We start from the raw sequence: 25,696 nt of genomic DNA, 5'->3' as shown, positions 1-25,696 counted from the left end.
GAGAGGGACGGATGTCCGAGAACTCACGTGCGACCCCCACCCCCGACTACCGGGCGAAGCTGGATGCAGCATTGGACACCATCGCCAGGCTGCGCAGCGCGTTGCAGCGGCGCACGAGCGAGCCGATCGCCATCATCGGGGTGGGCCACCGGTTTCCGGGAGCCGCAGACACCCCCGAGGGCCTGTGGCGGCTGCTGCGCGGCGGGGTGGACGCGATCGGCGCGTTCCCCGCCGACCGCTGGGACACCCGGCCGTACTTCGATCCGGACCCCGACGCACCGGGTAAGACCTACGTGCTCGATGGTGGCTACCTCGACGACGTGCACGGTTTCGACGCGCAGCTCTTCGGGATATCGCCGGCCGAGGCGACGGGCATGGATCCGCAGCAGCGCATCGCGCTGGAGGTGGCCTGGGAGACCTTCGAGCGCGCGGGTGTGCCGGTACTGTCGCTCAACGGCAGCCGCACCGGCGTCTACGTGGGTGTGAGCACCAACGACTACGTGCGGCTACGCCAGCAGTTCGGCACGAGCGACTCGGTGGACGGCTACCAGATCTTCGGGGAGTCGAGCTTCGTCGCGGGCCGCATCAGCCACACGTTCGGCCTGCACGGGCCCTCGCAGGTGATCGACACGGCGTGCTCGTCCTCCCTCGTGGCCGTCCACCAGGCGTGCCGCAGCCTGCGCTCGGGCGAGGTCGACATGGCTCTCGCGGGAGGGGTGAACACCATCCTCTCGCCGTACGGGTTCGTGCTGGTCGGCAAGGCCCGCGCCGCGGCGCCGGACGGGCGCTGCAAGACCTTCGACGCCGCCGCGGACGGCTACGCGCGGGCGGAGGGCTGCGGGATGGTGCTGCTCAAACGGCTTTCCGACGCGCTCGCCGACGGCGACGACGTGCTGGCGGTGGTCCGGGGCAGCGCGGTCAACCACGACGGGCGGGCCAGCGGCATCTCGGTGCCGAACCCGATGGCCCAGCGCGCGGTCCTGCGCGCCGCCCTGGCCGACGCCGGCGTCGAGCCCGGCGAGATCGACTACGTGGAGGCGCACGGCACCGGGACCGCGCTGGGCGACCCGATCGAGCTCGGCGCCCTGGACGAGGTACTGGGAGCGGGCCGCGACGCCGCCGACCCCTTGCTGGTCGGCTCGGTGAAGACGAACTTCGGGCACCTGGAGGCGGCCGCCGGTGTGGCCGGCTTGATGAAGGTCGTGCAGATCCTGGGTCACCGAGAAGTCCCGCCGCACCTGCACCTGCGGAACCCGAACCCGAACGTCGACTGGGACGCGTTGCGCGTCCGGGTGCCGGTCGAGCCGACCGCGTTGCCCGACCGGGCGCGCCCGGCGCGGGCCGGGCTCAGCTCGTTCGGCGCCAGCGGCACCAACGCGCATCTGGTCGTCGAGGAGTTCCGTTCCGCGGAGCCGGCCGCCGCGAGTCCTGCGGCCGAGGAGCTCGACCCGCCGTACCTGCTCGCGCTGTCGGGCCGGGCCGAACCCGCGGTGCGCCGTCTGGCCGGCCGCTTCGCCGAGGCGGTGTCGGCTGCCGGCTCGGGCGAGGTGCCTGCGCTGTGCCGAGCCGCGACCCAGCTGCGTTCCCACCACGGCTACCGGATGGCCGTGGTGGCCCAGGACCCGCGCGAGCTGGCGGAGACGCTGCGTGCGGTGGACGCCGGCGAGAACCCGCCCGGGGTGGCGCACGGGCGCGCGGTGCAGCCGCACCGGGCCAAGGTGGCGTTCCTCTTCCCGGGACAGGGGGCGCAGTACGCGGGTATGGGGCGCGACCTGTACGCCCGCGAGCCGGTGTTCCGCCAGGCTGTGGACCGTTGCGCCGAGCTGATGGAGGACGCGCTGCCGCGGCCCCTGCTCGACGTCGTGTTCGACGAGGGTCCGGCGGGGGACCTCGATCGGACCGGCTACACCCAGCCGGCGCTGTTCGCGGTCGAGTACGCGCTGGCGCAGCTGTGGCGTTCCTGGGGTGTCGAGCCGTGCGCGGTGCTGGGCCACAGCATCGGCGAGTACGTCGCCGCCACCGTTGCGGGGGCGATCGAGCTGCCGGATGCCACGCGGTTGGTGGCCGCCCGGGCGGGCCTGATGCAGGCGATCGACGCCCCCGGCGGGATGATCGCTGTGGCGATGTCCGAGCAGGACGCCGCCGCGGCCATCGGCGACCGGACCGACCAGGTGTCGGTCGCGGCGGTCAACGGGCCGGAGGACGTCGTGCTCGCGGGCGCCGCTGCCGCCATCGAGGAGCTGTTCGGGGAGCTGACCGACCACGGTCTGCGGCCGACCCGGCTGCGGGTCTCGCACGCCTTCCACTCCCCACTGATCGAGCCCGCCCTGACCGAACTGGAGCGCGTCGCCGCGGGGATCACGGTGCACGAGCCCCGGATCCCGGTGATCTCCAACGTGACCGGCGACCTGGTCGGTCGAGAGCAGCTCGCCGATCCGACCTACTGGTCCCGGCACGCGCGCGGGACCGTGCGATTCGCCGACGGCATCCGGGCGGTGCTCGCGCAACGGCCGGTCGCCTTCCTCGAGGTCGGCCCCGGCCGGACACTGCAGGCGATGGGCTCCCGTTGCGTCGAGGCCGACGTGGCGTGGCTGTCGTCGATGCGCCGCTCCGCCGACGAGCTCACGCAGGTGTTCGACACCCTCGGCCGGGTGCACGTGCTCGGCGTGCCCGTGGACCACGGGAAGGTGCACGCGGGCGCGCCCGCCCGTCGCGTGCCCCTGCCCACCTACCCCTTCCAGCGCCAACGCTTCACCTTCCCGACCGCCTCCGTCGCGCTGCCCGGAGCCGATCGGGCGGACGCGCCCGGGGCCGCCGCGACGGGGGAGCCGGGGCTGGACTACCACGTCGAATGGCGCGAGCGCCCGGTGCCCGAGCCGCTCGAGGACCTCGCGGGGGACGTCGTGGTGTTCGCGGACGGCGGCCGCTTCGGCGCCGAGCTCGTCCGGCGGCTGTCCGCGTCCGGCCTGCGGTGCCGCACGGTCCGACCCGGGCCGGCGTTCGAACAGGTGGATGTGGATGCTTTCCGGCTGCCGCCAGGAGATCCCGAGGCCGTGGCCCGGCTGATCGAGCAGGTGGGCGACGTGGCGCACGTGCTCTACCTGTGGCCGCTCGATCGACCCGGCGCCGAGGACGCCGAGAAGTGCGGCGCGGACCTGCCTGGCGACGTGCACGCCGACTTCTTCACCGTGCTCGAACTACTGCGTGGACTCGACCGCCGGCAGGGCCGCCCCGTCCCCGCGGTGCGGGTGGTCGGCCGGGGCGAGCCCGGTGGGAACACGGACCCGGTACCCGGCGTCGCCGCCGCCGCGCTCGCCGGCCTCGGCCAGGTCGCCGCACTGGAACACCCCGCGGCATGGGGCGGTGTCCTCGATCTCGATCCCGCAGGCTCGCCGGAGGAGGGCGTCACGCAGTTGCTCGCCGAGTTGCGGGCCCGCGACGACGACGACCAGGTCGTCCTCCGCGGGAATCGCCGGCTGGTGCCTCGGCTGGTCGCCGCCGCCCCGCCTGCGCGCGCCGCCGCCGTCCCCGTACACGCCCAGGGCACGTACCTGGTGACCGGAGGCCTCGGCGGCCTGGGGCTGACCATCGCGCGCTGGCTCGTCGAGCGCGGCGCCCGCACGATCGTGCTGACCAGCCGTCGGGGGCTGCCGGACCGCGCGACCTGGGACGACTCCGGGCACGACGACGCCACCCGTGGACGGATCGACGCGGTGCGGGACCTGGAGGCGACGGGAGCCACGGTGGCCGTGCACGCCGCCGACACCGCCGACGAGACCGCCATGGCCGCGGTGCTCGCGCAACTGCCCGAGCCACTGCGCGGCGTCGTTCACGCTGCGGGCACCGCGGGAGCCCAACTGATCACCGACACCGATCCCGCCACGGCAGGCGCGGTGCTGCGGCCCAAGGTGGACGGCACGTGGCTACTGCACCGGCTGCTCGGCGACACCCCGCTGGACTTCTTCGTCTGCATGTCCTCGGTCGCTGCCGTCTGGGGATCCGGCGACCTGGCCGCGTACGCGGCGGCGAACGCGTTCCTGGACCGCCTGGCCGCACACCGCCGCTCGCGCGGGCTCGCCGCCGTCAGCGTCAACTGGGGTCCGTGGGAGGTCGACAGCGGACTCGGTGGCCCTGAGCTACTGGACTACCTGACCTCGACCGGGCTCCGTCCGATGCCCGCGGAGGCCGCCCTCGACCGGTTGGGCGCCGCCTTGAGCGGCGGGCCGCAGGTGGTGGTGGCCGATGTGGATTGGACGGTCCTGGCCGGCCTCCTGCAGTCCCGCAGCCGCCGGCCGCTGCTCGGCGACGTCGAGGCCGGCGGGCCCGCCGCAGCCGCCGACACGGCGCCCTCGGCGATCCTCGTCGCCGCATTGGAGGCGGACCCGGCGCAGCGGGACGCCCTGCTCGACGACTACGCGCGGCGCAGCATCGCCGGTCAGCTCGGCGTGGACCGGGCCGAACTGACCGACGACGCGAGCCTCGTCGAGCTGGGCATGGACTCCTTGGCGGTGATGCAGGTGATGCGCCGATTCCGCGAGGACCTGCAGCTCACGCTGGCCCCGCGCCCGTTCTTCGCCGAGCCCGCCGTCCGGTGGGGACACCTGCTGGCGGGCGAGGTCGCGCAGCAGCACGACGCAGCGGCATGACCGGACGACTTCCCGCGAAGGAGCGACACCGATGACAGATCCGACACCCCTTCCCCACCGGCCGGACCAGGCCGTCCGACCGGCCGGCGCCGGCGAACCGGACCACGACGTGGCCATCCTGGGGGCAGGCATCGCCGGTTCCCTGCTGGCCTGCGTGCTGGCCCGCAACGGCGTCCGGGTCCTGCTGCTCGACGCCGGGACCCACCCGCGGTTCGCCGTGGGCGAGTCCACCATCCCCTACACCTCCGTGCTGCTCAAGCTGGTGGCCGAGCGCTACCAGGTACCCGAGATCAGGCATCTGGCCAGCTTCCACGCACTGCGTCAGCACGTCACCGACAGCGGTGGTCTGAAGCGGAACTTCGGGTTCGTCTACCACCGGCAGGGCCGTCCGCAGCGGCCCGAGGAGATCAACCAGTTCGTCATCCCCAAGCTGCTGCACCACGAGAGCCACTTGTTCCGTCAGGACGTCGACGCCTACCTCACCAACGTGGCAGTGCGCTACGGCGCGACGCTGCACCAGCACGTCCGCATCGAGGACATCGACATCGACGGGGCAGGGGTCCACCTCGGTGGTGCGCGCGGCGAGGAGTTCCACGCCCGCTACCTCGTCGACTGCTCCGGCTTCCGGTCACCGGTCGCGGCGAAGTTCGGCCTCCGGGAGGAGCCCAGCAGGCTCCGGCACCACTCCCGGTCCCTGTTCACCCACATGATCGGTGTGCAGCCGTTCGACGACGTGATGACCCCGCGAGGGGCCTACCGCAACCCCAGTCCCTGGCACCACGGAACGCTGCACCACGTCTTCGACGGCGGGTGGCTGTGGGTGATCCCGTTCGACAACCACCCCGAGAGCAAGAACCCGCTCTGCAGCGTCGGCCTCACCCTCGACCCGCGTCGGTTCGGCGACCTCGGCGGCGGTGGCCCGGAGGCGGAGTTCGACGCCTTCCTCCGCAGGTTCCCCGACATCGCCCGCCAGTTCCGCACCGCGCAGACGGTTCGGCCCTGGGTGTCCACCGGGCGCCTGCAGTACTCCTCCACCCGCACGGTCGGCGACCGCTTCTGCATCACCTCGCACGCCGCCGGGTTCATCGATGCACTGTTCTCGCGGGGGCTGACCAACACCCTCGAGGTCGTCAACGCCCTGGGCTACCGCCTCATCGAAGCGTGCAAGGACGACGACTTCTCGGCAGCCCGATTCAGGTTCGTCGAGGACCTCGAGCAGGGACTGGTCGACGCCAACGACGACATGGTCCACGGCGCCTTCGTCGGATTCCGCGACTACCAGCTGTGGAACGCCACCTTCCGGACCTGGGCGATCTCCACGGTGCTCGGCACCTTCATGCTGGAGGGCGTCTACGACCGGCTCCGGCGCACCGGCTCGGACCGGGAGCTGCGGGACCTGGAGCACGCCAAGTACGTCGGCTCGCCGTTCCCCACCCATGCCGGGTGCAACGAGATGCTCCAGCGGACGTCGGCGACCTGCCAGGAGGTCGACCGGGGCGAGCTGGACGCCGCGGTCGCCGCCGGGCGCATCTTCGACGACCTGGCCTCGGCGGAGTTCATCCCGCCACCGCTGGGCCTGGCGCAGCGGGAGAACAAGTTCTTCCACGCGACGCCGCCCAGGATGGCGCGCAGCATGCGGTGGGCGATGACCTCCGCGCCCGGCGACATGCGCGACATCCTCCTCGGTGCCGTCCGCGGCTTCGCCCGGGACAAGGTGGCCCCCCATGGGTGAGACCGCGCTCGAGACGCCCGGGGCCGCTCCCGTCGACCCCACCCGGTCCGACATCGTGGTGCTGGGTGGAAGCCTCACCGCGGGCATGCTCGCCGCCGTGCTGGCTCGTCACGGCGTGCGGGTGTTGCTGCTCGACCCCGGCGTGGCGACCAGGCCCGGTCGCGGGGTGACCACGTTGCCGTTCAGCTCCTTCTTCTCCGAGTTGATCGCAGCGCGCTACGACGTGCCGGAGATCGCGCAGCTGGCCGACGCCGAACGCGTCCGGTCCGAGATCTCGTCGCTCTCCGGGATGCAGCGCACCATCGGTTTCGCCATGCACACCGCGGGCAGCGGCTTCGACCCCGGCCTCTCGATGCAGTTCAACCTGCCGTCCGAGCACGGGGAGAGCCATCTCCACCAACCGGATGTCGAAGCGTGGATGCGCCAGATCGCCGTCCGGTACGGCGCCCGGGTCCGTACCGGAGTCGCCGTGCGCAGGGCCGTGACGCACCCGGACTCGGTGGAGCTGCTGCTCGACGACGACGAACGGGTGCTGGCGGACTGCATCGTGGACGCCCACGGGTCGGAGGCCGTCGCGAGCATCCTCTCCTCCGTGCGCCGGACCCCGCTGGACCGGCCGAGTCCCCGGTTGGTCAGCGCCCGCGTCCAGGGTCTTCCGGGGTTCGAGCGGTGGGCGGACCCACTCCGCGACTCGCCGCGCTGGTCGGCCGGCGTCCTGCACCACGTGCTCGACGGTGGCTGGCTGATCGTGACCCCGTTCGACAACGCCGACCGCTCGCCGGACGCCGCGTCCCTGGCCGACCTCACCTTCTCCGCGGCGGAGCAGCAGTCCGGGGACGACGTCTGGGCCTCGTTGCTGAACCGGGTGGGGGACTACCCCGAGGTGCGGGAGCAGTTCGCCCGTGTGCGTCCGTTGGAGGTGCACGAGCCGATCGAGTCCTGCTGGGTGGCCTCCCGCCGCAGCGCGGACCGCGTCCTGTTGCTCGACCGGGCCGCGCTGGGCGGCGACCCGCTGTTCGCCCGTGATCTGACGACGTCCGCCGAACTCGTCCACAGCGCGGCGGGGGACCTGCTGTCGGCGTGGCGGGACGGGGATTTCCGGGCGCAGCGCTTCGCCTACCTCGACCGGCTGCAGCTCGGGATGGCCCGGACGCAGCACCGAGTGGCGCTCGCCGCCGCAGCCGCGAGCACCGAACCCGCGTTGTGGAGCATGCTCAGTCGGGTCTGGCTGCTCGGCACGATGTTCGCCGCGCTCACCGTGAAGCGCGCGCTGAAACTGCACGCGACCCCTGCCGTCGAAGCAGCGTTGAACAGCCTGCGGGAGGGACCGGACGGGGGCACGAGCTATCCCGTGATCGCGGAGTACCGCGACTTGTGGGAGGCGGCGCTCACCGAGTGCGAGCGGTACGCGGCGGGGGCCAGCAGCGCGCGCCTGGCCACCCGCAGCATCGCCAACAGAGTGCGGGCGGCCCGGGTCGTACCTCCGATCTTCGGGTTCGCCGACCTGTCCGACCAGGTGTACTCGCTCGGACTGCGCAAGAGGTTGCGCACCATGCGATGGGCACGGGAGCAGGCGCCCGAAGGTGTGCGCCGGCTGTTGTTGTCCTACGGCTTGCAGGGGGAGGGACGAGCGGCGTGATCGCGCGGCCCTCCACAGCTGGAGTTCCAGGAACCAGGACTGCGAGAAAGGCAGCGGATCCCGCCATGACTCAAGACACGGGCGTTACCCTCGACTCGTACGGCCTGCGCCGGATCTTCGGGCTGTTCGCCACCGGCGTCACCGTCATCACCAGCATCGGGTCGGACGGGAACTGGATCGGTAAGACCGTCAACTCCTTCACATCGGTGTCATTGGCCCCGCCGCGAGTGCTGTTCTGCGTCCATCAGGATTCCCCGATGCTGCACGTGCTGCGCGAGCGCCGGGTTTTCGCGGTGAACATCCTGGAGGAGGGGCAGGAGGGGGTTTCGCGCGCATTCGCCAGTCGCAACGGACCCCGCTTCGGCGCCACGGAGTGCAGCACCGGCGACACCGGCGTCCCGATCTTGAACGAGGCCTTGGGGTTCCTCGAGTGTCACGTGGTGGCGGAGCACGACGGCGGTGATCACGCCATCGTGATCGGTCAGGTGGCACGTGTCGGCAGGTTGCGCGGCGAGCGCCCGTTGACCTTCTTCAACAGTGCCCACACGCGGCTGATCTCGTAACCGCGATGCCTCGCAGGAGTCATGGAACGGCCATGTTCTCTACTTCGATGAGATGTCGCTCACGACCCCCCTCGGATCGCTAAACTGGACCAGGGTCGTGAAGTCCGGGGACAGCCCGTGGGCTGCAGAAAGTCTTCTCCGGATGCATCTTCAACGTCGGGGGTCCGGAGATGGTTGATTTGCCTGTGGAAGTCCTTTTGGTTGCTGATCGAACCTTGCCGTGCCGCGGCCTGCGCGACATCATCGATGCCTACCCGTCGATGTGCCTGGTCGCCGAGACGAGGAGTAGTCAAGATGCGCTTCCGCACTGCGCCCTGATCCGGGCCAAACCGCTGGTCGTGATCGTCGACGCCGCAACACCCACCATCGATGCATCGATGATCGTCGCTGACATTCGGGTGGCGCTGAGTTCGCCCCCGCCCATGCTCTGTCTCATCAACGGTTACGACGACATGGCGCGAGAATTGGTCGCGGAGCATGCGGTCGGCCTTCTGTTCATGCACTCGAGTCCTGAGGAGTTGGAGGCGGCGGTGCTCATGCGTGCGGCCGGATACTCGATCGGATTGGGCCCTCCACCCGGCCGGACTCGCTATTCCTGGGACGCGGACAAGGATGCGGTCGATGGCCTGCGCTGCCTTTCCGAGCGCGAGTTCGAGGTGCTGAAATTGATCGCTCATGGCTACACCAACACTGCCATCGCCGACCTGCTCGAGTTGCGTGAGAGTACGGTCAAATCCCACGTCCAGCGGCTTCTGCGCAAGGTCGACTGTCGCAGCCGCGCCGAACTCGCGGTGCTCGCCTACGAGAAATGCATGCGGCAAGACGTGATGATCCGGAGTGCGTGAGACAGCGCGCAGCAGAAGAGGGTGAAGTAGTTGTGACACTCCGTGTGACCGCCTCCTCCGTCGGCGACACTCGGGACGCGCCGGGTGCGGAGTCATTGTGGATACGGCAGTTCCGCCGATCCCTGGACCCGGCCGTGCGGCTCGTCTGCTTTCCGCATGCGGGAGGTTCGGCGGGCTTCTTCCATCCGATGGCGCACGCCCTGAACCCGTCGATCGAGGTGCTGGCGGTCCAGTACCCCGGCAGGCAGGACCGGCTGAAGGAGCCGGGTGTCACGGACATCGGCGAGCTGGCCGATCGGGTCGTCGAAGCCTTGGGTGAGCGGCTGGACAGGCCGCTCGCGCTGTTCGGTCACAGCATGGGCGCAACCGTGGCGTTCGAGGTGGCCGTCCGGCTGGAGGCGGCGGGCGTGGTTGCGCGAGTGTTGTTCATCTCCGGTCGTCGTGCTCCGAGCGTGGTCCGGCACGAAGAGGTCCATCTGCGGTCGGACGACGAGCTCGTCGCCGAGCTGGCCGCGTTGCATGGCACCGAGCCGGCCCTGCTTCGTGACGAGGGGTTGCTGCAGATGATCCTGCCGGCGATCCGCTCCGACTACCGGGCGATCGAGACCTACCGGTGTCGCCCGGGTTCTCGGACGAGCTCCCCGGTTCTGGCGTTCACCGGTGAGAGCGATCCCAAGGTGGACCTCGACGAGGTGCACGCGTGGGGAAGGCACACCTCCTCGACGTTCGAGCTGGCGACGTTCCCCGGCGGACACTTCTTCCTCACCGTGCACCTTCCGGCGATCGTTGCGGCGATCGAGGGTCGTCTGGGATCGACGAGCTGACCTCGGCGTAGCCGTAGCGACACAGTGCGGTGCCGACCACCTGGCTTGTGATCAGGCCCGCTCGGGCTGGTGCGGATTCTCTGTTCGGGGCCAAGCCCTCGATTGCAGAGCACACCTGGGTGTCGAAGATGTCATGCGGTCGGCTACGCGCGACGGGGTGGGTGACTGCTGCGTGCAGCAGGGCGGTGAATTTCTCGTCGTGCTCCCAGCGGGACAGGAAGTGCTCGGCCGTGTGAATGTCCACGGTCTCGCCGCGTGGGAGAACCCCGAGAGGGGCCGGCGTCTGGCGCGGCTGGTGCCCGCTGCGCTCGAGGATCCGTGCTTGCTCTCGGCTGTCGTCGTAGGCGTCGCGCGACGTATCGGGACTGTCACCCGGCGCTGCAACGAAGCTGTCGGCGGTCGCTTCGACGGCTCGACGGCTCGACGGCTCGACGGCTCGGAAGAGCTGAGTACATCCGGCAGTCTTCCTGCTCGGTAGTGGCCATGCTCCGGGGAGCGCGGCCAGGAACTCGCTGTCCTCGCGCTGGGTGTGCCGTCTCCGTCGCGGTGAGCGCCTGGACGCGGGGGTGCCCGCGTTGAGGAGCGCCAACCTGGTGGCATCCGGGGCACCGCGGGCGTCGGATGCGCGGCCGGCTTCTGCGCTGCCGAGCTCGTCATGGTCCGGCGGATCCTGTCGCAGCGGCGGCGCCACTCAGCGTGAACCCGTAACGACTCGACGACGCTCCGCGCGTGGGGAGCCGACCAGCGAGATGGGAGACACGCCGATGTCCGACCCGAACCACACGCCTCGGCACCTGCCCGACGGTCTGACGCCCGAGGAGCGTGCGGCCGCGGACGCTGCAGTGGCTCGTCTGCGGGCCGAGCGGGAGGTGGCCGAAGCAGATGCCCGGGGCCGCGCCGTTGCCGATCCGTACGGGCTGGCCCCTCGGCCCACCGGCATCGCTGCGCTGACGCAGCCCGCGGCATCGACGGCGAGGAATGGCTTCGGCTTGGCCGCAGCGATCATCGCGCCCATCGGCATCCTGTTCGGTCTCGTCCCGCTGACCGGGTTCATCGCCGTGATCTGCGCGCTGATCGCCATCCCGCTCGCCCTCGTCGGCCGGTCCTGCGTCCGCAGGGGTAGGGCCACCAACGGGAAGACTGCGGCGACCGGTCTGGTGCTGGGTGCGGGCGCGTTGGCGCTCGGTGTCTGGGGGATCACCATCGTGTTCGGGGCGGTCGACCAGCTCGCCGAGGATCTGTCCGGCCCGGCACCTATCGCCGCCCCCGCCGCGCCAGGGCCGGGCGGACAACAGCCCGCGATCGAGGCCGAGAACCCCGCCGGGACGGTGCTGCCCGGCAGGTCGACCACGTTCACGATCGCGTTGTCGCTCGGGGAGGCGCTGGACGAGCTGCAGCTCGAGGTCACTCCTGGTTTCCTCGGCGAGCCGGCCATTTTCACCGGGCAGGGGTGATTTGGGCAGCACAGCGAAGGCGTGAATCGGCGTCTCGGCTTCGTCCTGATCGTGGGCTGGTGACAGAACCCGCGGACGGTCAACCTGCGTGAGTACGACGTTGTGGAGCCGCTGAACGCGTGGATCGGTCACCTGTTCGACCGGCGCAACGTCGATCGGATCGTCGCGACGCCGGCGCCTCACAGGACGGTGAGGGCAAGTCGAGTGAGCGGGAGACGGCGAAGAAGCGGCTCTCCGACGCCGGGAAGCGGCTCAGGCGGTTCCAGAATGCGATCGCGGCCGGGGATCGACCCGGGCGCCGTTGTCGACGCGATCAACGAGGCGCACGCGCAGCGGGCTGCGGCGCAGGCCGAACCTGACGGCGCGCCCGCGCCGTACGCGGTCACCGATGCCGAGGTCTACGCGATGAGCGATGCGTTGGGTGACGTCGGCGCAGCGCTGAAGGGCGCGAAGCCGGAGAGCCTGGAGCGGCTCTACAGGGATCTTCGACTGGAGCTGAGATACCAACCACGGGAGCGAGCGGTCGACGTTCGACTCGCTCCACGTGTGGTTAGCGCGTGTGTCCGAGGGGGGACTTGAACCCCCACCCCCTACACGGGGACTAGCACCTCAAGCTAGCGCGTCTGCCATTCCGCCACTCGGACATCCGCGGCCACTCGGACCGCGTGCAAACGAGGATAGACCACGCACTCCGGGCCCCCGCGACCGGACCTCCGGAAGGAGACGTTCAGGGCTTGCGGCCGAGTCCACCGTGGTCACCGGTGTGCTCGGCGTGCGTGGCGCCCAGCTCGACCGCGCCCGGGCGCCACTGCTCCACCGGGACGACACCGGGCTCCACCAGGTCGAGGCCGGCGAAGTACTCGCCGAGCTGCGCGACGGTGCGCAGGTGGTAGGGGTCCACACCGCTCTTGGCGTAGTTGTCGGCGGCTTCGCGCACACCGTCACCGCTGTCGGTGTTGTCGCGCACCAGGAGGTAGCTGCCGGGCGCGACCTCGTCCATCACCCGCGTCGCGATGGACTTCGCCTCGTCGAAGTCCGCCACGTAGCCGAGCATCCCGAGGAACATCACCGCGATGGGCCGATCGAAGTCCAGGATCTCGCGGGCCTCGGCGAGGATCCGTTCCGGGTCGTGCACGTCCGCGTCGACGTAGGAGGTGCGGCCCTCCGCGGTCGTGTTGGCCAGCAGTACGCGGGCGTGGGCCAGCACGATGGGGTCGTTGTCCACGTAGACGACCCGGCAGTCGGGGGCGATCGCCTGGGCGACCTCGTGCGTGTTCAGCATGGTGGGCAGGCCGGTCCCGATGTCGAGGAACTGGCGCACGCCGAGCTCACCGGCCAGCGTCCGGACCGCACGGATCAGGAACTGCCGCGACTGGCGTGCGAGCGTGACGATCTGGGGGTAGGACGCGGCCACCGTGTCACCGGCGTCGCGGTCCACGGCGTAGTAGTCCTTGCCTCCCAGCCAGTAGTTCCACACGCGTGCCGAGCTCGGTACTCGCGTGAGCTCTGCGGGCAGCAGCGCCGGGTCGCCGGGCGCGTCGTCGGACATGACCCCGGAGGCTAGGGGCTGCCGGGTGCCGACGGAAGGCGTTCGGCGAGCGCGGAACTCCCGCGCCCCGCGACCGGACCTGCGGTGGTAGGAAGATCCGCGTGACCACGCCAGCAGCAGCCGAGGACGAGGTCGTCGAACTGACCTCCGAGCTCATCCGGATCGACACGACGAACACGGGTGACCTCGAGACCACCACCGGGGAGCGGGAGGCCGCCGAGTACGTGGCGGCGAAGCTCACCGAGGTCGGGTACGAGGTGGAGGTGCTCGAGTCGGGGGCGCCGGGGCGGTCGAACGTCGTCTGCCGGTTGGAGGGGGCCGACCCGTCGCGCGGGGCCCTGCTGGTGCACGGCCACCTCGACGTGGTGCCTGCCGATGCGTCGGAGTGGTCGGTGCACCCGTTCTCCGGGGCGGTGCAGGACGGCTACGTGTGGGGCCGGGGCGCGGTCGACATGAAGGACATGGTCGGCATGACGCTCGCGGTGGCGCGCCACTTCAAGCGCTCCGGCGTGGTACCGCCGCGCGACATCGTGTTCGCGTTCGTGGCCGACGAGGAGGCGGGCGGCTCCTACGGGGCGCAATGGCTGACCAAGCACCGGCCCGACCTGTTCGAGGGGTGCACCGAGGCCGTCGGGGAGGTGGGCGGGTTCTCGATGACCCTGGGGGAGGACCAGCGGGTCTACCTCATCGAGGCCGCCGAGAAGGGGATCGCCTGGATGCGGCTGCGTGCCCGCGGCAAGCCGGGGCACGGGTCGTTCCTGCACGACGACAACGCCGTCACGCACGTCGCCGAGGCTGTCGCCCGGCTGGGCAACCACACGTTCCCGCTGGTGCTCACCGACACCGTGCGCGCGTTCCTCGAGCAGATGTCGGAGCTCACCGGGCTGGAGTTCCCCGAGGACGACCTGGAGGGATCGATCGCGAAGCTCGGGCCGCTCTCGCGGATCGTCGGGGCAACGGTCCGCGACACCGCCAACCCGACGATGCTCTCGGCCGGCTACAAGGCCAACGTCATCCCCAGCACCGCCGAGGCGGTGGTGGACTGCCGCGTGCTGCCCGGCCGCGAGGAGGCGTTCCTGCGGGAGGTCGACGAGCTGCTCGGCCCGGACGTCACGCGCGAGTGGGTGCAGAACCTGCCGGCCGTCGAGACGCCGTTCGAGGGCGCGCTGACCGACGCGATGGCGGCGGCGCTGCGGGAGGAGGACCCCACGGCGAAGACCGTGCCCTACATGCTCTCCGGCGGCACGGACGCCAAGTCGTTCCAGGACCTCGGCATGCGCTGCTACGGCTTCGCCCCACTGCGGCTGCCCCCGGAGCTGGACTTCGCCTCGCTCTTCCACGGCATCGACGAGCGCGTGCCGGTGGATGCATTGCGGTTCGGCGCGCGGGTGCTCGACCGGTTCCTGCGGACCTGCTGATGGACCTCACGGGCAAGGTCGCCCTGGTGACGGGCGGGGCGTCGGGTATCGGCGCGGCAGCAGCGCGGCGGCTCGCGGCGGCGGGAGCGCGGGTCGCGATCGCCGATCGGGTGCAGGCCCCGTTCGCCGACGAGCTGGGCGGCCTCGCGTTGACCGGTGACGTGGCCGATCCGGAGTGCATGCCGGCGCACGTCGCGGCCGTCGAGGAGGCGTTCGGCCGGCTGGACGTCGTGCTGCTCAACGCGGGCGTCACCGCGGGCCAGTCCGGGGTGGCGGACCTCGACCTCGAGGCCTACCGGCGGATCGTCGGCGTGAACGTGGACCACGTCGTGTTCGGGCTCACCGCCGCCGTGCCCGCGCTGCGGCGCGCGGGCGGCGGCCAGGTGGTCGCCACCGCCTCGCTGGCCGGCCTGGTCGCGATGCCCGGCGACGCGCTGTACACGATGACCAAGCACGCCGTGGTCGGCTACGTCCGGTCGGCCGCCCCGATGCTGGCGACCGACGGGATCCGCGTCAACGCTGTCTGTCCCGGTTTCGCCGACACCCCGCTCATCGCGCGGGCCAAGGCCCGGTTCGCCGACTTCCCCCTGCTCACCGCCGAGGACGTGGCCACCGCGATCGAGTCGGTGCTCGAGCGCGGCGAGCCGGGGGAGTGCTGGTTCGTGCAGCCCGGCCGCGACCCGGCCCCGTACGGGTTCCGGGGCGTCCCCGGTCCGCGCGGCGCGCCCCGCCCACCCGACGTCGACTGGTCCGACCACTAGGCGCGGGTCAAGATCCGGGGTATCGGTTGCCCATTGCTGTGATCACGACGATGAGCAACCGATACTTCAGATCTCGGGGCGTGCCTGCCCGATCGCGTCCAGGTCCGCCAGCGCGTCGGCCGACAGCTCGAGGCCGGCGCCGGCGACGTTCTCCCGCAGGTGCGCCACCGATGACGTGCCGGGGATCAGCAGGATGTTCGGTGACCTCTGCAGCAGCCAGGCGAGCGCGACCGCCATCGGTGTGGCGTCGAGCCGCTTCGCGACGGCGTCCAACGCGTCCGACTGCAGCGGGGAGAAGCCGCCGAGCGGGAAGTACGGCACGAACGCGATCTCCTGCCGCGCGGTGAGGTCCACGAGGGCGTCGTCGTCGCGGCGCGCGATGTTGTACATGTTCTGCACGCAGACGACGGGTGCGATGGCCTGCGCCTCGGCCACCTGGTCGGCGGAGACGGTGCTGAGGCCGAGGTGGCGGATCAGGCCTTGCTGCCGCAGCTCCGCCAGCGCCCCGAACTGCTCCGCGATCGAGCCGGGCTCGGGTGCGTCGAAGCCGCCGACGCGCAGGTTCACCACGTCGAGGACATCGAGCTGCAGGTTGCGCAGGTTGTCGTGGACCTGGTCGCGCAGCTCGGCGGGGGTGCGGGCGTGCGGCCAGCCGCCGCTCTCGTCGCGGCGGGCGCCGACCTTCGTGACGAGGTGCAGGTCGTCCGGGTAGGGGGCGAGCGCGTCGCGGATGATCTCGTTGGTGACGTGCGGGCCGTAGAAGTCGGCGGTGTCGATGTGGGTGATGCCGAGGTCGACCGCCTCGCGCAGCACGGCGACCGCGGCGTCGCGGTCCTTCGGCGGTCCGAAGACGCCGGGGCCGGCGAGCTGCATGGCGCCGTAGCCGACGCGGGTGAGGTCGAGGTCGGCGACGCGGTAGCGGCCGCCGGGAAGCTCGTGGGTTGCCATGGCTCCATGGTCCGTCCCGGGCCCGGCGAAAGGGAGCGGGCCGTTGATCCTGGGAGTGGTGGGACCAGGAACGGGCGCCGGACCCGACCTACGATGAGGTGGTGCCGAGGCCGAACACGCTGGGCGAGTACCTGCGGGCCCGCCGAGAGCTGGTGGATCCCGCGGACGCCGGGCTGAACGTCGCGGGCGTGCGGCGCACGCCGGGCCTGCGCCGCGAGGAGGTCGCCACCCTCGCCGGCATCAGCGCCGACTACTACCTGCGGCTCGAGCAGGGACGCGACCGCAACCCCTCCTCGCAGGTGCTCGAGGCGCTGGCCCGGGTGCTCGGGCTCGACGCCACCGCCACCCAGTACCTGCTGGGCCTTTCCGCCGCCCGGCCCTCGCGGACGCGGCGGCCGCGCCGCGAGGTGGTACCGACGGGGATCGGGCAGCTGCTCGACGTGCTCGAGCTGCCCGCGTTCGTCGAGAGCCGGATGTTCGACGTGCTCGCCGCGAACCGCCTCGCGACGGCGCTCTCCCCGGGGATCCGGCCGGGGGAGAACCGGCTGCGGTCGATGTTCCTCGATCCCGCCGAACAGGATCTGCACCCCGGCTGGGAGCAGTACATCGGCGGCATGGTGGCAGCGTTCCGCGGCTCGCTCGGCACCGACGTCGACGACCCGCGGCTCGCGCAGCTGGTGGGCGAGCTGTCATTGGGGAGCGAGCTGTTCCGGCAGCTGTGGGCGCGCCACGACGTCAAGCCGCTCGCGGGCGGGCTGACGCGGATGCACCACCCGGAGGTCGGGATGCTGGAACTGCGCCGCGAGAAGCTCCCGATCGGTGACTCGGACGGCCAGCTCCTGGTGATCTACCACGCGGAGCCGGGCTCCGAGACCGCCAGTTCGCTCGGGCTGCTCGGATCGCTCGCCGCCGATGTCCTGCGCGAGCCACGCACGTCATCGCGGGGATGAGGGCTCAGACGGAGAGCTCCGGCAGCATCCGCGAGCTGCGCCGCCTGCGCAGCACCACCTTGCGGACACCGCCCGGGTAGAGCCGCACGCGAGACAGCTCCCAGCCGCCGAACTCGGCCTGGATCGCCAGTCGCACCGCCGCGGTCATCCGGGACACGTCCCCCGGGAGCTGGACCGGGCGGTACTCCCAATCCCCGTCGACCGAATCCTCCTCGACCCTGCCGGTCGGCCTGCTACGCGCCACCGGCTCACCTCCTCGCGCCTCGCGGCCACCTGACGACGTGGTGAACGTCCGGTGGAATGTCACCCACGATAGGTGCGCCGACAGCAGCGTGCCAGAGGTCAGACGGGCCCGCTGACGTCGTCGAGGGCGGCCCGGATCTCGGCGGGGAGATCCACCGTGTCGGCCGCCATCGACGCCGTGAGCTGCGCGACGTCGCGCGCCCCGACGATCGCGGCACCGACGCCGGGCCGGTCGCGCACCCACGCCAACGCGACGGACAGCGGGGACGTCCCCAGGCCGTCGGCGGCCGTGAGCACGGCCTGCACGATGCGCGCCGACCGCTCGTTGCGGCGGGCCTCGACGTAGGAGGCGAGCTCGGCGGACGCGGCGCGGGAGTCGGCGGGCGTGCCGTCGGCGTACTTGCCGGTGAGCACGCCGCGGCCCAGCGGCGCCCAGGCCAACAGCCCGATGCCGTGGTAATTGGCGGCGGGCAGGAGGTCGTGCTCGGGGTCGCGGCACAGCAGCGAGTACTCGACCTGCGCCGACACCGGCACCGTGATGCTGCCGATCGAGCGACCCCGTTCGGCGAGGGTGGCGAGCTGCCAACCGGCCGGTGCGACGAGCCCCACGTAGCGGGCCTTGCCCGCCAGTACCGCGATCTGCACGGCGGACAGGGTCTCCTCCACCGGCACGTTCGCGTCGAAGCCGGGCAGCTGCCAGAGGTCGAGGTGGTCGGTGCCGATGCGGGCGAGGGTGGCGTCCAGCCCGGCGAGCAGGGCACCGCGCGCCGCGCCGTCGCCCAGCGGACCGCCGGGCAGCGTGCCCCGGCCGGCGAGCACGAGGTCCTCCCGCGGGACGGCCGAGGCGAGCACCTCCCCGAGGACCTCCTGGGCTGCGCCGTCGCTGTAGCCGTCGGCCGTCTCGACCAGGGTGCCGCCGGCGTCGACGAACGCGATGAGCTGTTCGGTGGCTCCGTCGACGTCGGTACCGGACCCCCAGGTCATCGTGCCCAGCCCGATCTGCGAGACCTCCAGCCCACTGCTCCCGACACGTCCCCGGCGCACGGATGCAGCCTATGCCGTGCGCGATCGCCTCCTCCCCGCTCCGCCCCGAGAGAACGGGCTGCCGGGGCTGCTCGGTACGGTCCGCGCCGTGACGTGGCTGGAAGTGATCGTTCTCGGTGTCGTGCAGGGGCTGACGGAGTTCCTGCCGATCTCCTCGTCGGCCCACCTCCGGATCGTGTCGGAGGTGTTCTTCGGGCGCGACGCGGGCGCCGCATTCACCGCGGTGACGCAGCTGGGCACCGAAGCGGCAGTGATCGTCTACTTCGCGCGCGACATCGGTCACCTGTTCATGACCTGGGTGCGGGGCTTCCGCTCCGCCGCGGTGCGATCCACCCCGGACTACCGGATCGCCTGGCTGGTGATCATCGGCACCATCCCGATCGGCGTCCTCGGCGTGCTGTTCGAGGACACGATCCAGACCGCGGCCCGCAACCTGTGGCTGATCGCGACCACGCTGGTGCTGTTCGGCCTGTTGCTCGGGCTGGCCGAGCGGATGGGGCGGCAGCGGGTCGAGCTGCAGCAGATGAAGCCCGCCGACGGCATCCTGCTCGGTTTCGCACAGGCGATGGCGCTGATCCCGGGGGTCTCCCGCTCCGGCGGCACGATCACCGCCGGGCTGTTCCTCGGCTTCACGCGCCCCGCCGCCGTGCGCTACTCGTTCCTGCTGGCGATCCCGGCGGTGGTGGCGTCGGGCATCTTCCAGCTCCCCGACGTGTTCGCCGGTGACGGGCCGACCGGGGCCCAGATGGTGGTGGCGACGGTCATCGCGTTCGCCATCGGGTTCGCCTCGATCGCCTGGCTGCTGCGCTACGTCGAGCGGCACAGCGTGTACCTCTTCGTCTGGTACCGGGTGGCCCTGGGCGCGCTGCTGTTCGTCGCGCTCGGTGCGGGTTGGCTCAGCGCGACCTGATCACCGGTAGGCGGCGACGTTGCGCGCCGCCCACTCGGCGAAGCTGCGCGGCGCCCGGCCGAGCACGCGCTCGACGTCCGGGCTGACCTGCTGTTCCACGGGCGTGGGTGCGCCGAGGATGTCGAGGGTCGTCTGCGCCACCGGCTCGGGCATGAACCGCAGCATCCCGGTGAGTGCCTGGTCGCGGGTCAGCTCGACGAACGTGACGGGCTCACCGACCGCGTCACCGATGGCCGCGGCCTGTTCACGGGGTGTGCAGCGGGCGGGCCCGGTCAACACGTAGGTCTGCCCGAGATGCTCGTCGCTCGTCAGCGCCGCGACCGCGACGCCGGCGACGTCGGCCGGGTCGACGGTGGGCAGGCCGACGTCGCCGAACGGGGCTGCGACGGTCCGTTCGGTGCGCACGGACCCGGCCCAGGCGAACGCGTTGGAGTCGAAGCCGCCGGGGCGCAGGATCGTCCACGCCATGCCCGACCCGCGGGCGGCTTCCTCGTAGGAGCGGAGCGCCTTCCCGTGGGACTCCGACTCCGGTCGCGTGAGCGCGCCTTGCGAGGACAGCTGCACGACCCGCCGGACGCCCGCGGCCTTCGCGGCGTCGAGGTGGTCGTGCACCGGCAGGTGGCTGACGCCGCCGTCGTGCAGGAACAGGGCCTCGGCGCCGTCGAGGACGCCGCGCAGGCCGTCGGGGTCGGTGAGGTCGACCCGGCGGTGCCGGACGCCATCGGGCAGCCCTGCGTCCGGCGCCCGCCGCGACACGGCCGTCACCTGTTCGCCGGCCGCCGCGAGCGCCTCCACCAGCGGCCGTCCGACGTTCCCGGTAGCCCCGGTCACCACGATCATGTTCCTTCTCCCTCCGAGCGGTACCCGGGGAAGCTACTATCCTGAACACAGCAGGTACCTAGAGGAAAGTAATGGCGGAGGAGGCGGCGAGTGATCGATGCCACTGCGGGCCCCGAGGCGGCCTGTCCGATCGCGCCGGTGGTCGACATCGTCTTCAGCCGCTGGACCACGCCCATCCTCTGGACGCTCCACGAGTCGGGGCGGCAGCGGTTCGTGGAGCTGCAGCGGCGCATCGCCACGATCACGCCGAAGGTGCTGACCCAGCGGTTGCGGCAGCTGGAGCGGGACGGCCTCGTCCTGCGCACCTACCACGCGGAGGTGCCGCCGCGGGTCGAGTACGAGATCAGCGAGCTCGGGCGCAGCCTGGCGCCGGTGTTCGCGTCGCTGGGGGTGTGGTCGGCGGCTCACCTCGGCGAGGTCGAGGCGGCTCGCCGGGTTCACGACGAGGGACGCACGACGTCGGGCGCCGCCCATCGGGGTCCGTAGGCTCGATGGTGTGACGACCCTGATCCTGCTCCGCCACGGCCGATCGGCGGCGAACGCGACCGGTGTGCTCGCCGGCCGCACCCCGGGCGTCGAGCTCGACGACACCGGGCGGGCGCAGGCCGACAAGCTGGTCGGGCGGCTGGCGGGGGTGCCGATCGCGGAGATGGTCTGCTCGCCGATGCTGCGTTGCGCGCAGACCATGGCGCCCCTGGCCGTGGATCGCGGGCTCGCCCCGGTCGAGGAGCCGGAGCTCGCCGAGGTCGACTACGGCTCGTGGACGGGCGGCGAGCTCAAGACGCTGGTCAAGGAGCCGCTGTGGAAGGTGGTGCAGGCGCACCCCTCGGCCGCGGTGTTCCCGGGCGGCGAGGGGTTGGCCGCCATGCAGGCGCGAGCGGTGGCAGCGGTCCGCAGGCACAGCGCGCGGATCGCCGAGCAGCACGGCCCGGCCGCCGTCTGGATGGCCTGCAGCCACGGCGACGTGATCAAGGCGGTGCTGGCCGACGCGCTGGCCACCCACCTGGACAACTTCCAGCGCATCGTCGTGGACCCGGGCTCGATCAGCGTCGTGCACTACACCGAGACCCGCCCGTTCGTGGCCCGGGTCAACGACCTCGGCGGTGACGTCGCGGGGCTGATCCCGCCGCCCCCGAAGCGCCGCCGCCGCAAGGCCGCGCCCCGCAGCTCCGACGCCGTAGTGGGCGGTGACACAGGAGCCTAGGGGCACGGACGTGCCGAGACGGCCGCGGCGGACTACTCTCGGGAGCGCCATGCCACGCGTCATCCACGTCTTCCGTCAGCCCGAGCGCTTCGTCGCCGGGACCGTCGGCGAGCCCGGCGACCGCTCCTTCTACCTCCAGGCCATCCAGGAGGCGCGCACCATCAGCGTGCTGCTCGAGAAGCAGCAGGTCTCGGTGCTGGCCGATCGGATCAGCGCGCTGCTCCAGGAGGTCGCGCGCCGGTTCGGTTCCGAGGAACCCGGCGAGGCCGGGGGCACCGATCTCGACCCGCTGGCCGTGCCGCTCGAGGAGGAGTTCCGGGTCGGCACCATGGGGCTGGGTTGGGACGCCGATTCGAGCTCGGTGGTCGTCGAGCTGCTCGCCGTCACCGAGGAGGAGATCGACGAGTCGATCGTGCTCGACGACACCGAGGAGGGCCCTGACGCGCTGCGCGTCTTCCTCTCCCCGGTGCAGGCGAAGGCGTTCGCCGACCGCGCCGAGCGCGTGGTCTCCGCGGGCCGCCCGCCGTGCCCGCTGTGCGCCGAGCCGCTCGACCCCGAGGGCCACGTGTGCGTGCGGCTCAACGGGTACCACCAGCGTTCCCCCATCGAGGACTGACGCGAGGGCGGTGTTGGAGCCTCGAGACCCGGCCGTGCCGGGATTGCTGCGGCACGGCCGGATCGAGATCACGGGGCGGCTCGTCGATGCCTCGAACGCCACCCTGTTCGGCGCCATCACCCTCGACGGCCTCGAGGCGGAGTGCGTCTACAAGCCGGTGCGCGGGGAGCGCCCGCTCTGGGACTTCCCGGACGGCACGCTCGCCGGGCGCGAGGTGGGCGCCTACCTGATCTCCGAGGCGGCCGGGTTCCACGTCGTGCCGCCCACGGTGCTGCGCGACGGCCCGTTCGGTCCCGGCATGGTGCAGGTCTGGGTGGACACGGACGCGGAACGCGAGCTCGTGGACGTCTGCGCCCCCGCGGACGTGCCGCAGGGGTGGATCGGCGTGTTGCGCGCCCGTGGCGAGGGCGGTGAGCCGGCCGTGCTCGTGCACGCCGACGCCCCGGAGCTGCAGGTCATGGCCGCGTTCGACGTCGTCGCGAACAACGCCGACCGCAAGGGCGGGCACGTCCTCGCCGGCGTCGAGGGCAACGTCTACGGCGTGGACCACGGCCTGTGCCTGCACACCGAGGACAAGCTGCGCACCGTCCTGTGGGGGTGGGTCGGCAAGCCGCTGCCCCGCCCGGTGGTCGAGAACCTGGAACGGCTGCGCACCGGGCTCGGGGGCGCGCTGGGCAGCGAGCTGGCCGAGCACATCACCCGCCGGGAGTTGCGCACGCTGGCCCGCCGCGTCGAGCGCCTGCTCGACGAGGGCTGCTACCCCGAGCCGTCCGGCTACGGCCCGGCGATCCCGTGGCCGGCCTTCTGACGATCCAACACCGATCTTGATCGCCTACGCGCCCATGAGCAGGGCCGGGGTGCGCTGCGCCTGCAGCGCGCCGCGCACGATCGCCTCCTTGTACAGCGCGGCGAGGAGGCCCGTCAGCACCGCCTCGCGCGGGGCGTCGTCGGCGTCGACGAACTGGATGAGCCCGTCGTGGCGGCCGAGGCTGATGCACTGGTTGACGTAGCGGAACCGCAGGGACCGTGGCTCCCGCCCGGCCAGCCGGTCGGAGATCGCCACGACGGCCCGGCTCGCGGCCGGCATCCCGGTGGCGCACGCCATCCGCAGCTCCTGCCCGCCCGGCCGGTGCGCGGCCGCCGCGTCGCCGACGCCGTAGACCTCGGGGTGGGAGACCGAGCGCAGGGTGGCGTCGACGAGCATCCGCCCGCTGCGGTCGACGGCGAACCCGGCCTCGGCCGCCAGTGGCGGCACCCGGAACCCGGTCGTCCAGACGACGGTGTCGGCGGCGACGTGCCGGCCGTCGGCGAGCAGCACGCCGTCGTCGCGCACCGCGGTGACGTCGGCGTGGTCCTGCACGTCGACGCCGAGTCGGGTGAACGCGCGCTGCAGGTGCCGCCGGCCGCGCTGGGACAGGGCGCCGCCGAGGAGCCCGCTGGTCACCAGCCGGACCTTCAGCTCGGGACGGTTCTCGGCCAGCTCGGCGGCGGTCTCGATGCCGGTCAGGCCGCCTCCGACCACCGCGACGGTCGACGCCTCGCGCAGCTGGTCGCGCAGCGCCAGCGCCTCCGCGGGACCGGCGACGGTGTGCGCGTGCACGGCGGCCCCGGCCACGCCGTCCGTGTCGGCCTGGCTGCCCAGCGCGTAGACCAGCGTGTCGTAGGGCAGCGGCTGCTCCGCCTGCGCGAGCTGCACGGTGCGCCGCGCCGCGTCGATGCCGGTGGCCAGGTCCACGACGAGCTCGACGCCCGTGCCGCGCAGGAGGTCCCGGATCGGGACCTCGCAGAGCGGCTGGCCGGCCGCGAGCTGGTGCAGGCGCACCCGCTCCACGAAGAAGTCCCGCGTGTTGACCAGCGTCACCTGCGCTGCGGTGCGTCGCGCCGCCTGCTTGGCGACGATCTGCCCCGCGTAGCCGGCGCCGAGGACGACGATGCGATGTGGTGTCACGACGTGCTCCTCTCGTCGCACACAGGACGGCCGGACGTGCGCGCTCGTGACAAGTCGAGGCTATGACCTGGGCCACGTGCGTCGGGTCGGCTGCTCCCTCTGGCGGTACGGCGTCGCGTGGCCCAGCATGGGGAGGAAGGGGTGCCGGCGCCGACGGGGGCGCCACCGTCATCCCGACCGCGATGTGGGGGTCGCATGCACCGTCTGATGAACCGGTTCACTTCTGGCGTGGAGGCGGGGCCGTGAGGGCGTCATGGCGGCGGGCCGTCGCCGGGGTCACCGCCGCCGTCGTCGCCGCGGCCGCGCTGACCGGCTGCACGCTCGTGCCCGACGACGACCCGAACACGCTCACCTACTGGGCCAGCAACCAGGCCACCAGCGTGCAGGCCGACTACGAGATCCTCCGGCCGGAGCTGGAGAAGTTCCGGCAGCGCACCGGGATCACCGTGGACCTGCAGGTGATCAGCTGGAGCGACCTGCTCAACCGGTTGCTCTCGGCCACCGTGTCGGGCACCGGGCCCGACGTGGTCAACATCGGCAACACCTGGTCGGTGTCGCTGCAGGCCACCGGCGGGCTGATCCCGTTCGAGGGGGAGGCGGCGGAGGCGATCGGGGGCCTCGACAAGTTCCTCGAGACCAGCATCAGCGCGTCCGGGGCGCCCGGGCAGGTGCCGACGTCCGTCCCGCTCTACGGCCTGGCCTACGGCCTCTTCTACAACAAGCAGATGTTCGCCGAGGCCGGCCTGCAACCGCCGCGGACGTGGGCGGAGTTCCTCACCGCGGCGCAGCGCCTGACCGACCCGGCCGCGGACCGCTGGGGCGTGACGCTGAGCGGCGCGAGCTACACGGAGAACGCGCACTTCGCGTTCATCTTCGGCCAGCAGCACGGCGGCGACTTCTTCGACGCCGCAGGGGAGCCGCAGTTCACGCAGCCCACGATCGTGGCCGCCGTCAAGCAGTACCTCGACCTCCTGGCCGTGCAGGGTCTGGCGAGCCCCAGTGACGCCGAGCAGTCCACCACGCAGGAGGCGGGCGCGGCGTTCGCGGCCGGGAAGGCGGGGATGTTCATGGCCCAGAACAACGCCGCCGCCACCCTGGAGAAGAACGGCATGACCCCCGACGAGTACGGCATCGCGCCGATGCCGATCCTCGACCCGCTGCCGCCCGGCGGGAGGGCGATCAACAGCCACGTGGCGGGCATCAACATCGCCGCGATGGTGGACGGCGACAACCACGCCGGGGCGCTGGAGCTGATCGAGTTCCTCACCGGCCCCGAGGAGCAGGAGATCCTCAACGAGGCGTTCGGCTCGCTGCCCGTGCTGCGCGAGGACCCCGGCGCGGCCGCCCCGGACCCGGCCACCGAGCTGTACCGCGGCGTGCTGGCCGAGACCGCGGCGCCGATGCCGCTGATCACGAACGAGGCCGAGTTCGAGTCGACCGTCGGCAACGCCATGCGCGACCTGTTCGGCCGCGCGGCCACCGGCGAGCAGATCGACGAGCAGGCCATCCGCGACGCGCTGGCCGGGGCCGAGACCAGCCTCCGCGGCAGCACGAGCTGAGGG

The 25,696-nt window shown here is 72.0% G+C and carries 23 protein-coding genes and 1 tRNA gene; 16 read left to right on the top strand and 8 right to left on the bottom strand.

Annotated features, from left to right (window positions below; translation table 11 throughout):
• The first annotated feature begins 11 nt into the window (after positions 1 to 11).
• The 6 genes from CFP66_RS00340 (at position 12) to CFP66_RS00315 (ending at position 10,249) form a co-directional block, all read left to right on the top strand.
• Positions 12 to 4,646 (top strand): type I polyketide synthase, encoded by a 4,635-nt coding sequence (locus tag CFP66_RS00340; protein WP_094919743.1) that lies wholly within the window; start codon positions 12 to 14, stop codon positions 4,644 to 4,646.
• A 31-nt stretch (positions 4,647 to 4,677) separates the two neighbouring features.
• Positions 4,678 to 6,378, top strand: a complete 1,701-nt coding sequence (locus tag CFP66_RS00335; protein ID WP_094919742.1) for an NAD(P)/FAD-dependent oxidoreductase — start codon at positions 4,678 to 4,680, stop codon at positions 6,376 to 6,378.
• Positions 6,371 to 8,017: an NAD(P)/FAD-dependent oxidoreductase gene (locus CFP66_RS00330; protein ID WP_094919741.1), complete on the top strand. Its 1,647-nt coding sequence runs from the start codon at positions 6,371 to 6,373 to the stop codon at positions 8,015 to 8,017. The genes CFP66_RS00335 and CFP66_RS00330 overlap by 8 nt, the downstream gene beginning before the upstream one ends.
• Complete coding sequence (locus CFP66_RS00325; protein WP_198961172.1) at positions 8,014 to 8,580, top strand: flavin reductase family protein; 567 nt, start codon at positions 8,014 to 8,016, stop codon at positions 8,578 to 8,580. Before CFP66_RS00330 ends, CFP66_RS00325 begins: the two co-directional genes overlap by 4 nt.
• Before the next feature lie 170 nt (positions 8,581 to 8,750).
• Positions 8,751 to 9,425: a response regulator transcription factor gene (locus CFP66_RS00320; RefSeq protein ID WP_094919739.1), complete on the top strand. Its 675-nt coding sequence runs from the start codon at positions 8,751 to 8,753 to the stop codon at positions 9,423 to 9,425.
• Positions 9,389 to 10,249 (top strand): thioesterase II family protein, encoded by an 861-nt coding sequence (locus tag CFP66_RS00315; protein ID WP_094919738.1) that lies wholly within the window; start codon positions 9,389 to 9,391, stop codon positions 10,247 to 10,249. The genes CFP66_RS00320 and CFP66_RS00315 overlap by 37 nt, the downstream gene beginning before the upstream one ends.
• Here the strand turns inward: CFP66_RS00315 and CFP66_RS50215 are convergent.
• A complete protein-coding gene (locus tag CFP66_RS50215; protein ID WP_158227986.1) occupies positions 10,188 to 10,493 on the bottom strand; it encodes a hypothetical protein in 306 nt (101 codons plus the stop codon). The genes CFP66_RS00315 and CFP66_RS50215 overlap by 62 nt on opposite strands.
• 520 nt (positions 10,494 to 11,013) lie before the next feature.
• Between CFP66_RS50215 and CFP66_RS48385 the strand changes: the two genes are divergently transcribed.
• On the top strand, positions 11,014 to 11,703 hold the full coding sequence (locus tag CFP66_RS48385) for a hypothetical protein (RefSeq protein WP_198961171.1): 690 nt from the start codon (positions 11,014 to 11,016) through the stop codon (positions 11,701 to 11,703).
• Positions 11,704 to 12,263: 560 nt separating this feature from the next.
• On the opposite strand, the gene CFP66_RS00300 is transcribed toward CFP66_RS48385, so the two are convergent.
• Together CFP66_RS00300 and CFP66_RS00295 are read right to left on the bottom strand one after the other, a co-directional pair.
• Positions 12,264 to 12,347 (bottom strand) — tRNA-Leu (locus CFP66_RS00300).
• A gap of 83 nt (positions 12,348 to 12,430) precedes the next feature.
• Entirely contained in the window at positions 12,431 to 13,252 is an 822-nt protein-coding gene (locus CFP66_RS00295) for an SAM-dependent methyltransferase (protein WP_094919735.1), read from the bottom strand.
• 101 nt (positions 13,253 to 13,353) lie between these two features.
• On the opposite strand from CFP66_RS00295, the gene CFP66_RS00290 reads away from it, so the two are divergent.
• Together CFP66_RS00290 and CFP66_RS00285 are read left to right on the top strand one after the other, a co-directional pair.
• Entirely contained in the window at positions 13,354 to 14,670 is a 1,317-nt protein-coding gene (locus CFP66_RS00290; RefSeq protein ID WP_094919734.1) for a M20/M25/M40 family metallo-hydrolase, read from the top strand.
• Positions 14,670 to 15,431 (top strand): SDR family oxidoreductase, encoded by a 762-nt coding sequence (locus CFP66_RS00285; protein ID WP_094919733.1) that lies wholly within the window; start codon positions 14,670 to 14,672, stop codon positions 15,429 to 15,431. The genes CFP66_RS00290 and CFP66_RS00285 overlap by 1 nt, the downstream gene beginning before the upstream one ends.
• Before the next feature lie 66 nt (positions 15,432 to 15,497).
• Here CFP66_RS00285 and CFP66_RS00280 read toward each other — a convergent pair whose 3' ends face one another.
• Positions 15,498 to 16,379 carry an aldo/keto reductase family oxidoreductase gene (locus CFP66_RS00280; RefSeq protein ID WP_094919732.1) on the bottom strand — a complete coding sequence of 294 codons (882 nt, stop codon included), beginning with the start codon at positions 16,377 to 16,379 and terminating at the stop codon, positions 15,498 to 15,500.
• 101 nt (positions 16,380 to 16,480) lie between these two features.
• On the opposite strand from CFP66_RS00280, the gene CFP66_RS00275 reads away from it, so the two are divergent.
• The gene (locus tag CFP66_RS00275) at positions 16,481 to 17,329 is read left to right on the top strand and encodes a helix-turn-helix domain-containing protein (protein WP_369804938.1); all 849 of its coding nucleotides are present in this window, start codon (positions 16,481 to 16,483) and stop codon (positions 17,327 to 17,329) included.
• A gap of 4 nt (positions 17,330 to 17,333) precedes the next feature.
• On the opposite strand, the gene CFP66_RS00270 is transcribed toward CFP66_RS00275, so the two are convergent.
• Positions 17,334 to 17,573: a DUF5703 family protein gene (locus CFP66_RS00270; protein ID WP_094919730.1), complete on the bottom strand. Its 240-nt coding sequence runs from the start codon at positions 17,571 to 17,573 to the stop codon at positions 17,334 to 17,336.
• A 98-nt stretch (positions 17,574 to 17,671) separates the two neighbouring features.
• Positions 17,672 to 18,616: an aldo/keto reductase gene (locus CFP66_RS00265; RefSeq protein ID WP_094919729.1), complete on the bottom strand. Its 945-nt coding sequence runs from the start codon at positions 18,614 to 18,616 to the stop codon at positions 17,672 to 17,674.
• Between the two features lie 88 nt (positions 18,617 to 18,704).
• Here CFP66_RS00265 and CFP66_RS00260 point away from each other — a divergent pair, with 88 nt between their 5' ends.
• Positions 18,705 to 19,526, top strand: a complete 822-nt coding sequence (locus CFP66_RS00260; RefSeq protein ID WP_198961170.1) for an undecaprenyl-diphosphate phosphatase — start codon at positions 18,705 to 18,707, stop codon at positions 19,524 to 19,526.
• Here CFP66_RS00260 and CFP66_RS00255 read toward each other — a convergent pair whose 3' ends face one another.
• Positions 19,527 to 20,366, bottom strand: coding sequence for an NAD(P)H-binding protein (locus tag CFP66_RS00255; protein WP_094919728.1), 840 nt, complete (start codon positions 20,364 to 20,366; stop codon positions 19,527 to 19,529).
• 90 nt (positions 20,367 to 20,456) lie between these two features.
• On the opposite strand from CFP66_RS00255, the gene CFP66_RS00250 reads away from it, so the two are divergent.
• The 4 genes from CFP66_RS00250 to CFP66_RS00235 are packed head-to-tail and all read left to right on the top strand — an operon-like array spanning position 20,457 to position 22,994.
• On the top strand, positions 20,457 to 20,852 hold the full coding sequence (locus CFP66_RS00250) for a helix-turn-helix domain-containing protein (RefSeq protein ID WP_198961169.1): 396 nt from the start codon (positions 20,457 to 20,459) through the stop codon (positions 20,850 to 20,852).
• Positions 20,853 to 20,862: 10 nt separating this feature from the next.
• Positions 20,863 to 21,570 carry a histidine phosphatase family protein gene (locus CFP66_RS00245; protein WP_094919727.1) on the top strand — a complete coding sequence of 236 codons (708 nt, stop codon included), beginning with the start codon at positions 20,863 to 20,865 and terminating at the stop codon, positions 21,568 to 21,570.
• A gap of 49 nt (positions 21,571 to 21,619) precedes the next feature.
• A complete protein-coding gene (locus tag CFP66_RS00240; protein WP_094919726.1) occupies positions 21,620 to 22,186 on the top strand; it encodes a DUF3090 domain-containing protein in 567 nt (188 codons plus the stop codon).
• A gap of 13 nt (positions 22,187 to 22,199) precedes the next feature.
• Positions 22,200 to 22,994 (top strand): SCO1664 family protein, encoded by a 795-nt coding sequence (locus CFP66_RS00235; RefSeq protein WP_094921296.1) that lies wholly within the window; start codon positions 22,200 to 22,202, stop codon positions 22,992 to 22,994.
• A gap of 24 nt (positions 22,995 to 23,018) precedes the next feature.
• Here the strand turns inward: CFP66_RS00235 and CFP66_RS00230 are convergent, their stop codons facing one another.
• Positions 23,019 to 24,134, bottom strand: coding sequence for an NAD(P)/FAD-dependent oxidoreductase (locus CFP66_RS00230; RefSeq protein ID WP_094919725.1), 1,116 nt, complete (start codon positions 24,132 to 24,134; stop codon positions 23,019 to 23,021).
• 242 nt (positions 24,135 to 24,376) lie between these two features.
• Between CFP66_RS00230 and CFP66_RS00225 the strand changes: the two genes are divergently transcribed.
• A complete protein-coding gene (locus tag CFP66_RS00225) occupies positions 24,377 to 25,693 on the top strand; it encodes an ABC transporter substrate-binding protein (RefSeq protein WP_233159022.1) in 1,317 nt (438 codons plus the stop codon).
• Positions 25,694 to 25,696 lie beyond the last annotated feature (3 nt).

Origin of the sequence: Pseudonocardia sp. MH-G8 (genome assembly GCF_002262885.1) — a bacterium.
Lineage (GTDB): Bacteria > Actinomycetota > Actinomycetes > Mycobacteriales > Pseudonocardiaceae > Pseudonocardia.
Note: the sequence above shows the minus strand (reverse complement) of the source record. Positions and strands in the feature narration are given on the sequence as shown.

Bases quoted from the DNA above. Each gene is read 5' to 3' on its own strand.
- CFP66_RS48385 (WP_198961171.1), top strand. From the start codon at position 11,014: ATGTCCGACCCGAACCACACGCCTCGGCACCTGCCCGACGGTCTGACG.
- CFP66_RS00295 (WP_094919735.1), bottom strand. From the start codon at position 13,252: ATGTCCGACGACGCGCCCGGCGACCCGGCGCTGCTGCCCGCAGAGCTC.
- CFP66_RS00330 (WP_094919741.1), top strand. From the start codon at position 6,371: ATGGGTGAGACCGCGCTCGAGACGCCCGGGGCCGCTCCCGTCGACCCC.
- CFP66_RS00315 (WP_094919738.1), top strand. From the start codon at position 9,389: ATGCATGCGGCAAGACGTGATGATCCGGAGTGCGTGAGACAGCGCGCA.
- CFP66_RS00285 (WP_094919733.1), top strand. From the start codon at position 14,670: ATGGACCTCACGGGCAAGGTCGCCCTGGTGACGGGCGGGGCGTCGGGT.
- CFP66_RS00240 (WP_094919726.1), top strand. From the start codon at position 21,620: ATGCCACGCGTCATCCACGTCTTCCGTCAGCCCGAGCGCTTCGTCGCC.
- CFP66_RS00340 (WP_094919743.1), top strand. From the start codon at position 12: ATGTCCGAGAACTCACGTGCGACCCCCACCCCCGACTACCGGGCGAAG.
- CFP66_RS00280 (WP_094919732.1), bottom strand. From the start codon at position 16,379: ATGGCAACCCACGAGCTTCCCGGCGGCCGCTACCGCGTCGCCGACCTC.
- CFP66_RS00335 (WP_094919742.1), top strand. From the start codon at position 4,678: ATGACAGATCCGACACCCCTTCCCCACCGGCCGGACCAGGCCGTCCGA.
- CFP66_RS00320 (WP_094919739.1), top strand. From the start codon at position 8,751: ATGGTTGATTTGCCTGTGGAAGTCCTTTTGGTTGCTGATCGAACCTTG.
- CFP66_RS00255 (WP_094919728.1), bottom strand. From the start codon at position 20,366: ATGATCGTGGTGACCGGGGCTACCGGGAACGTCGGACGGCCGCTGGTG.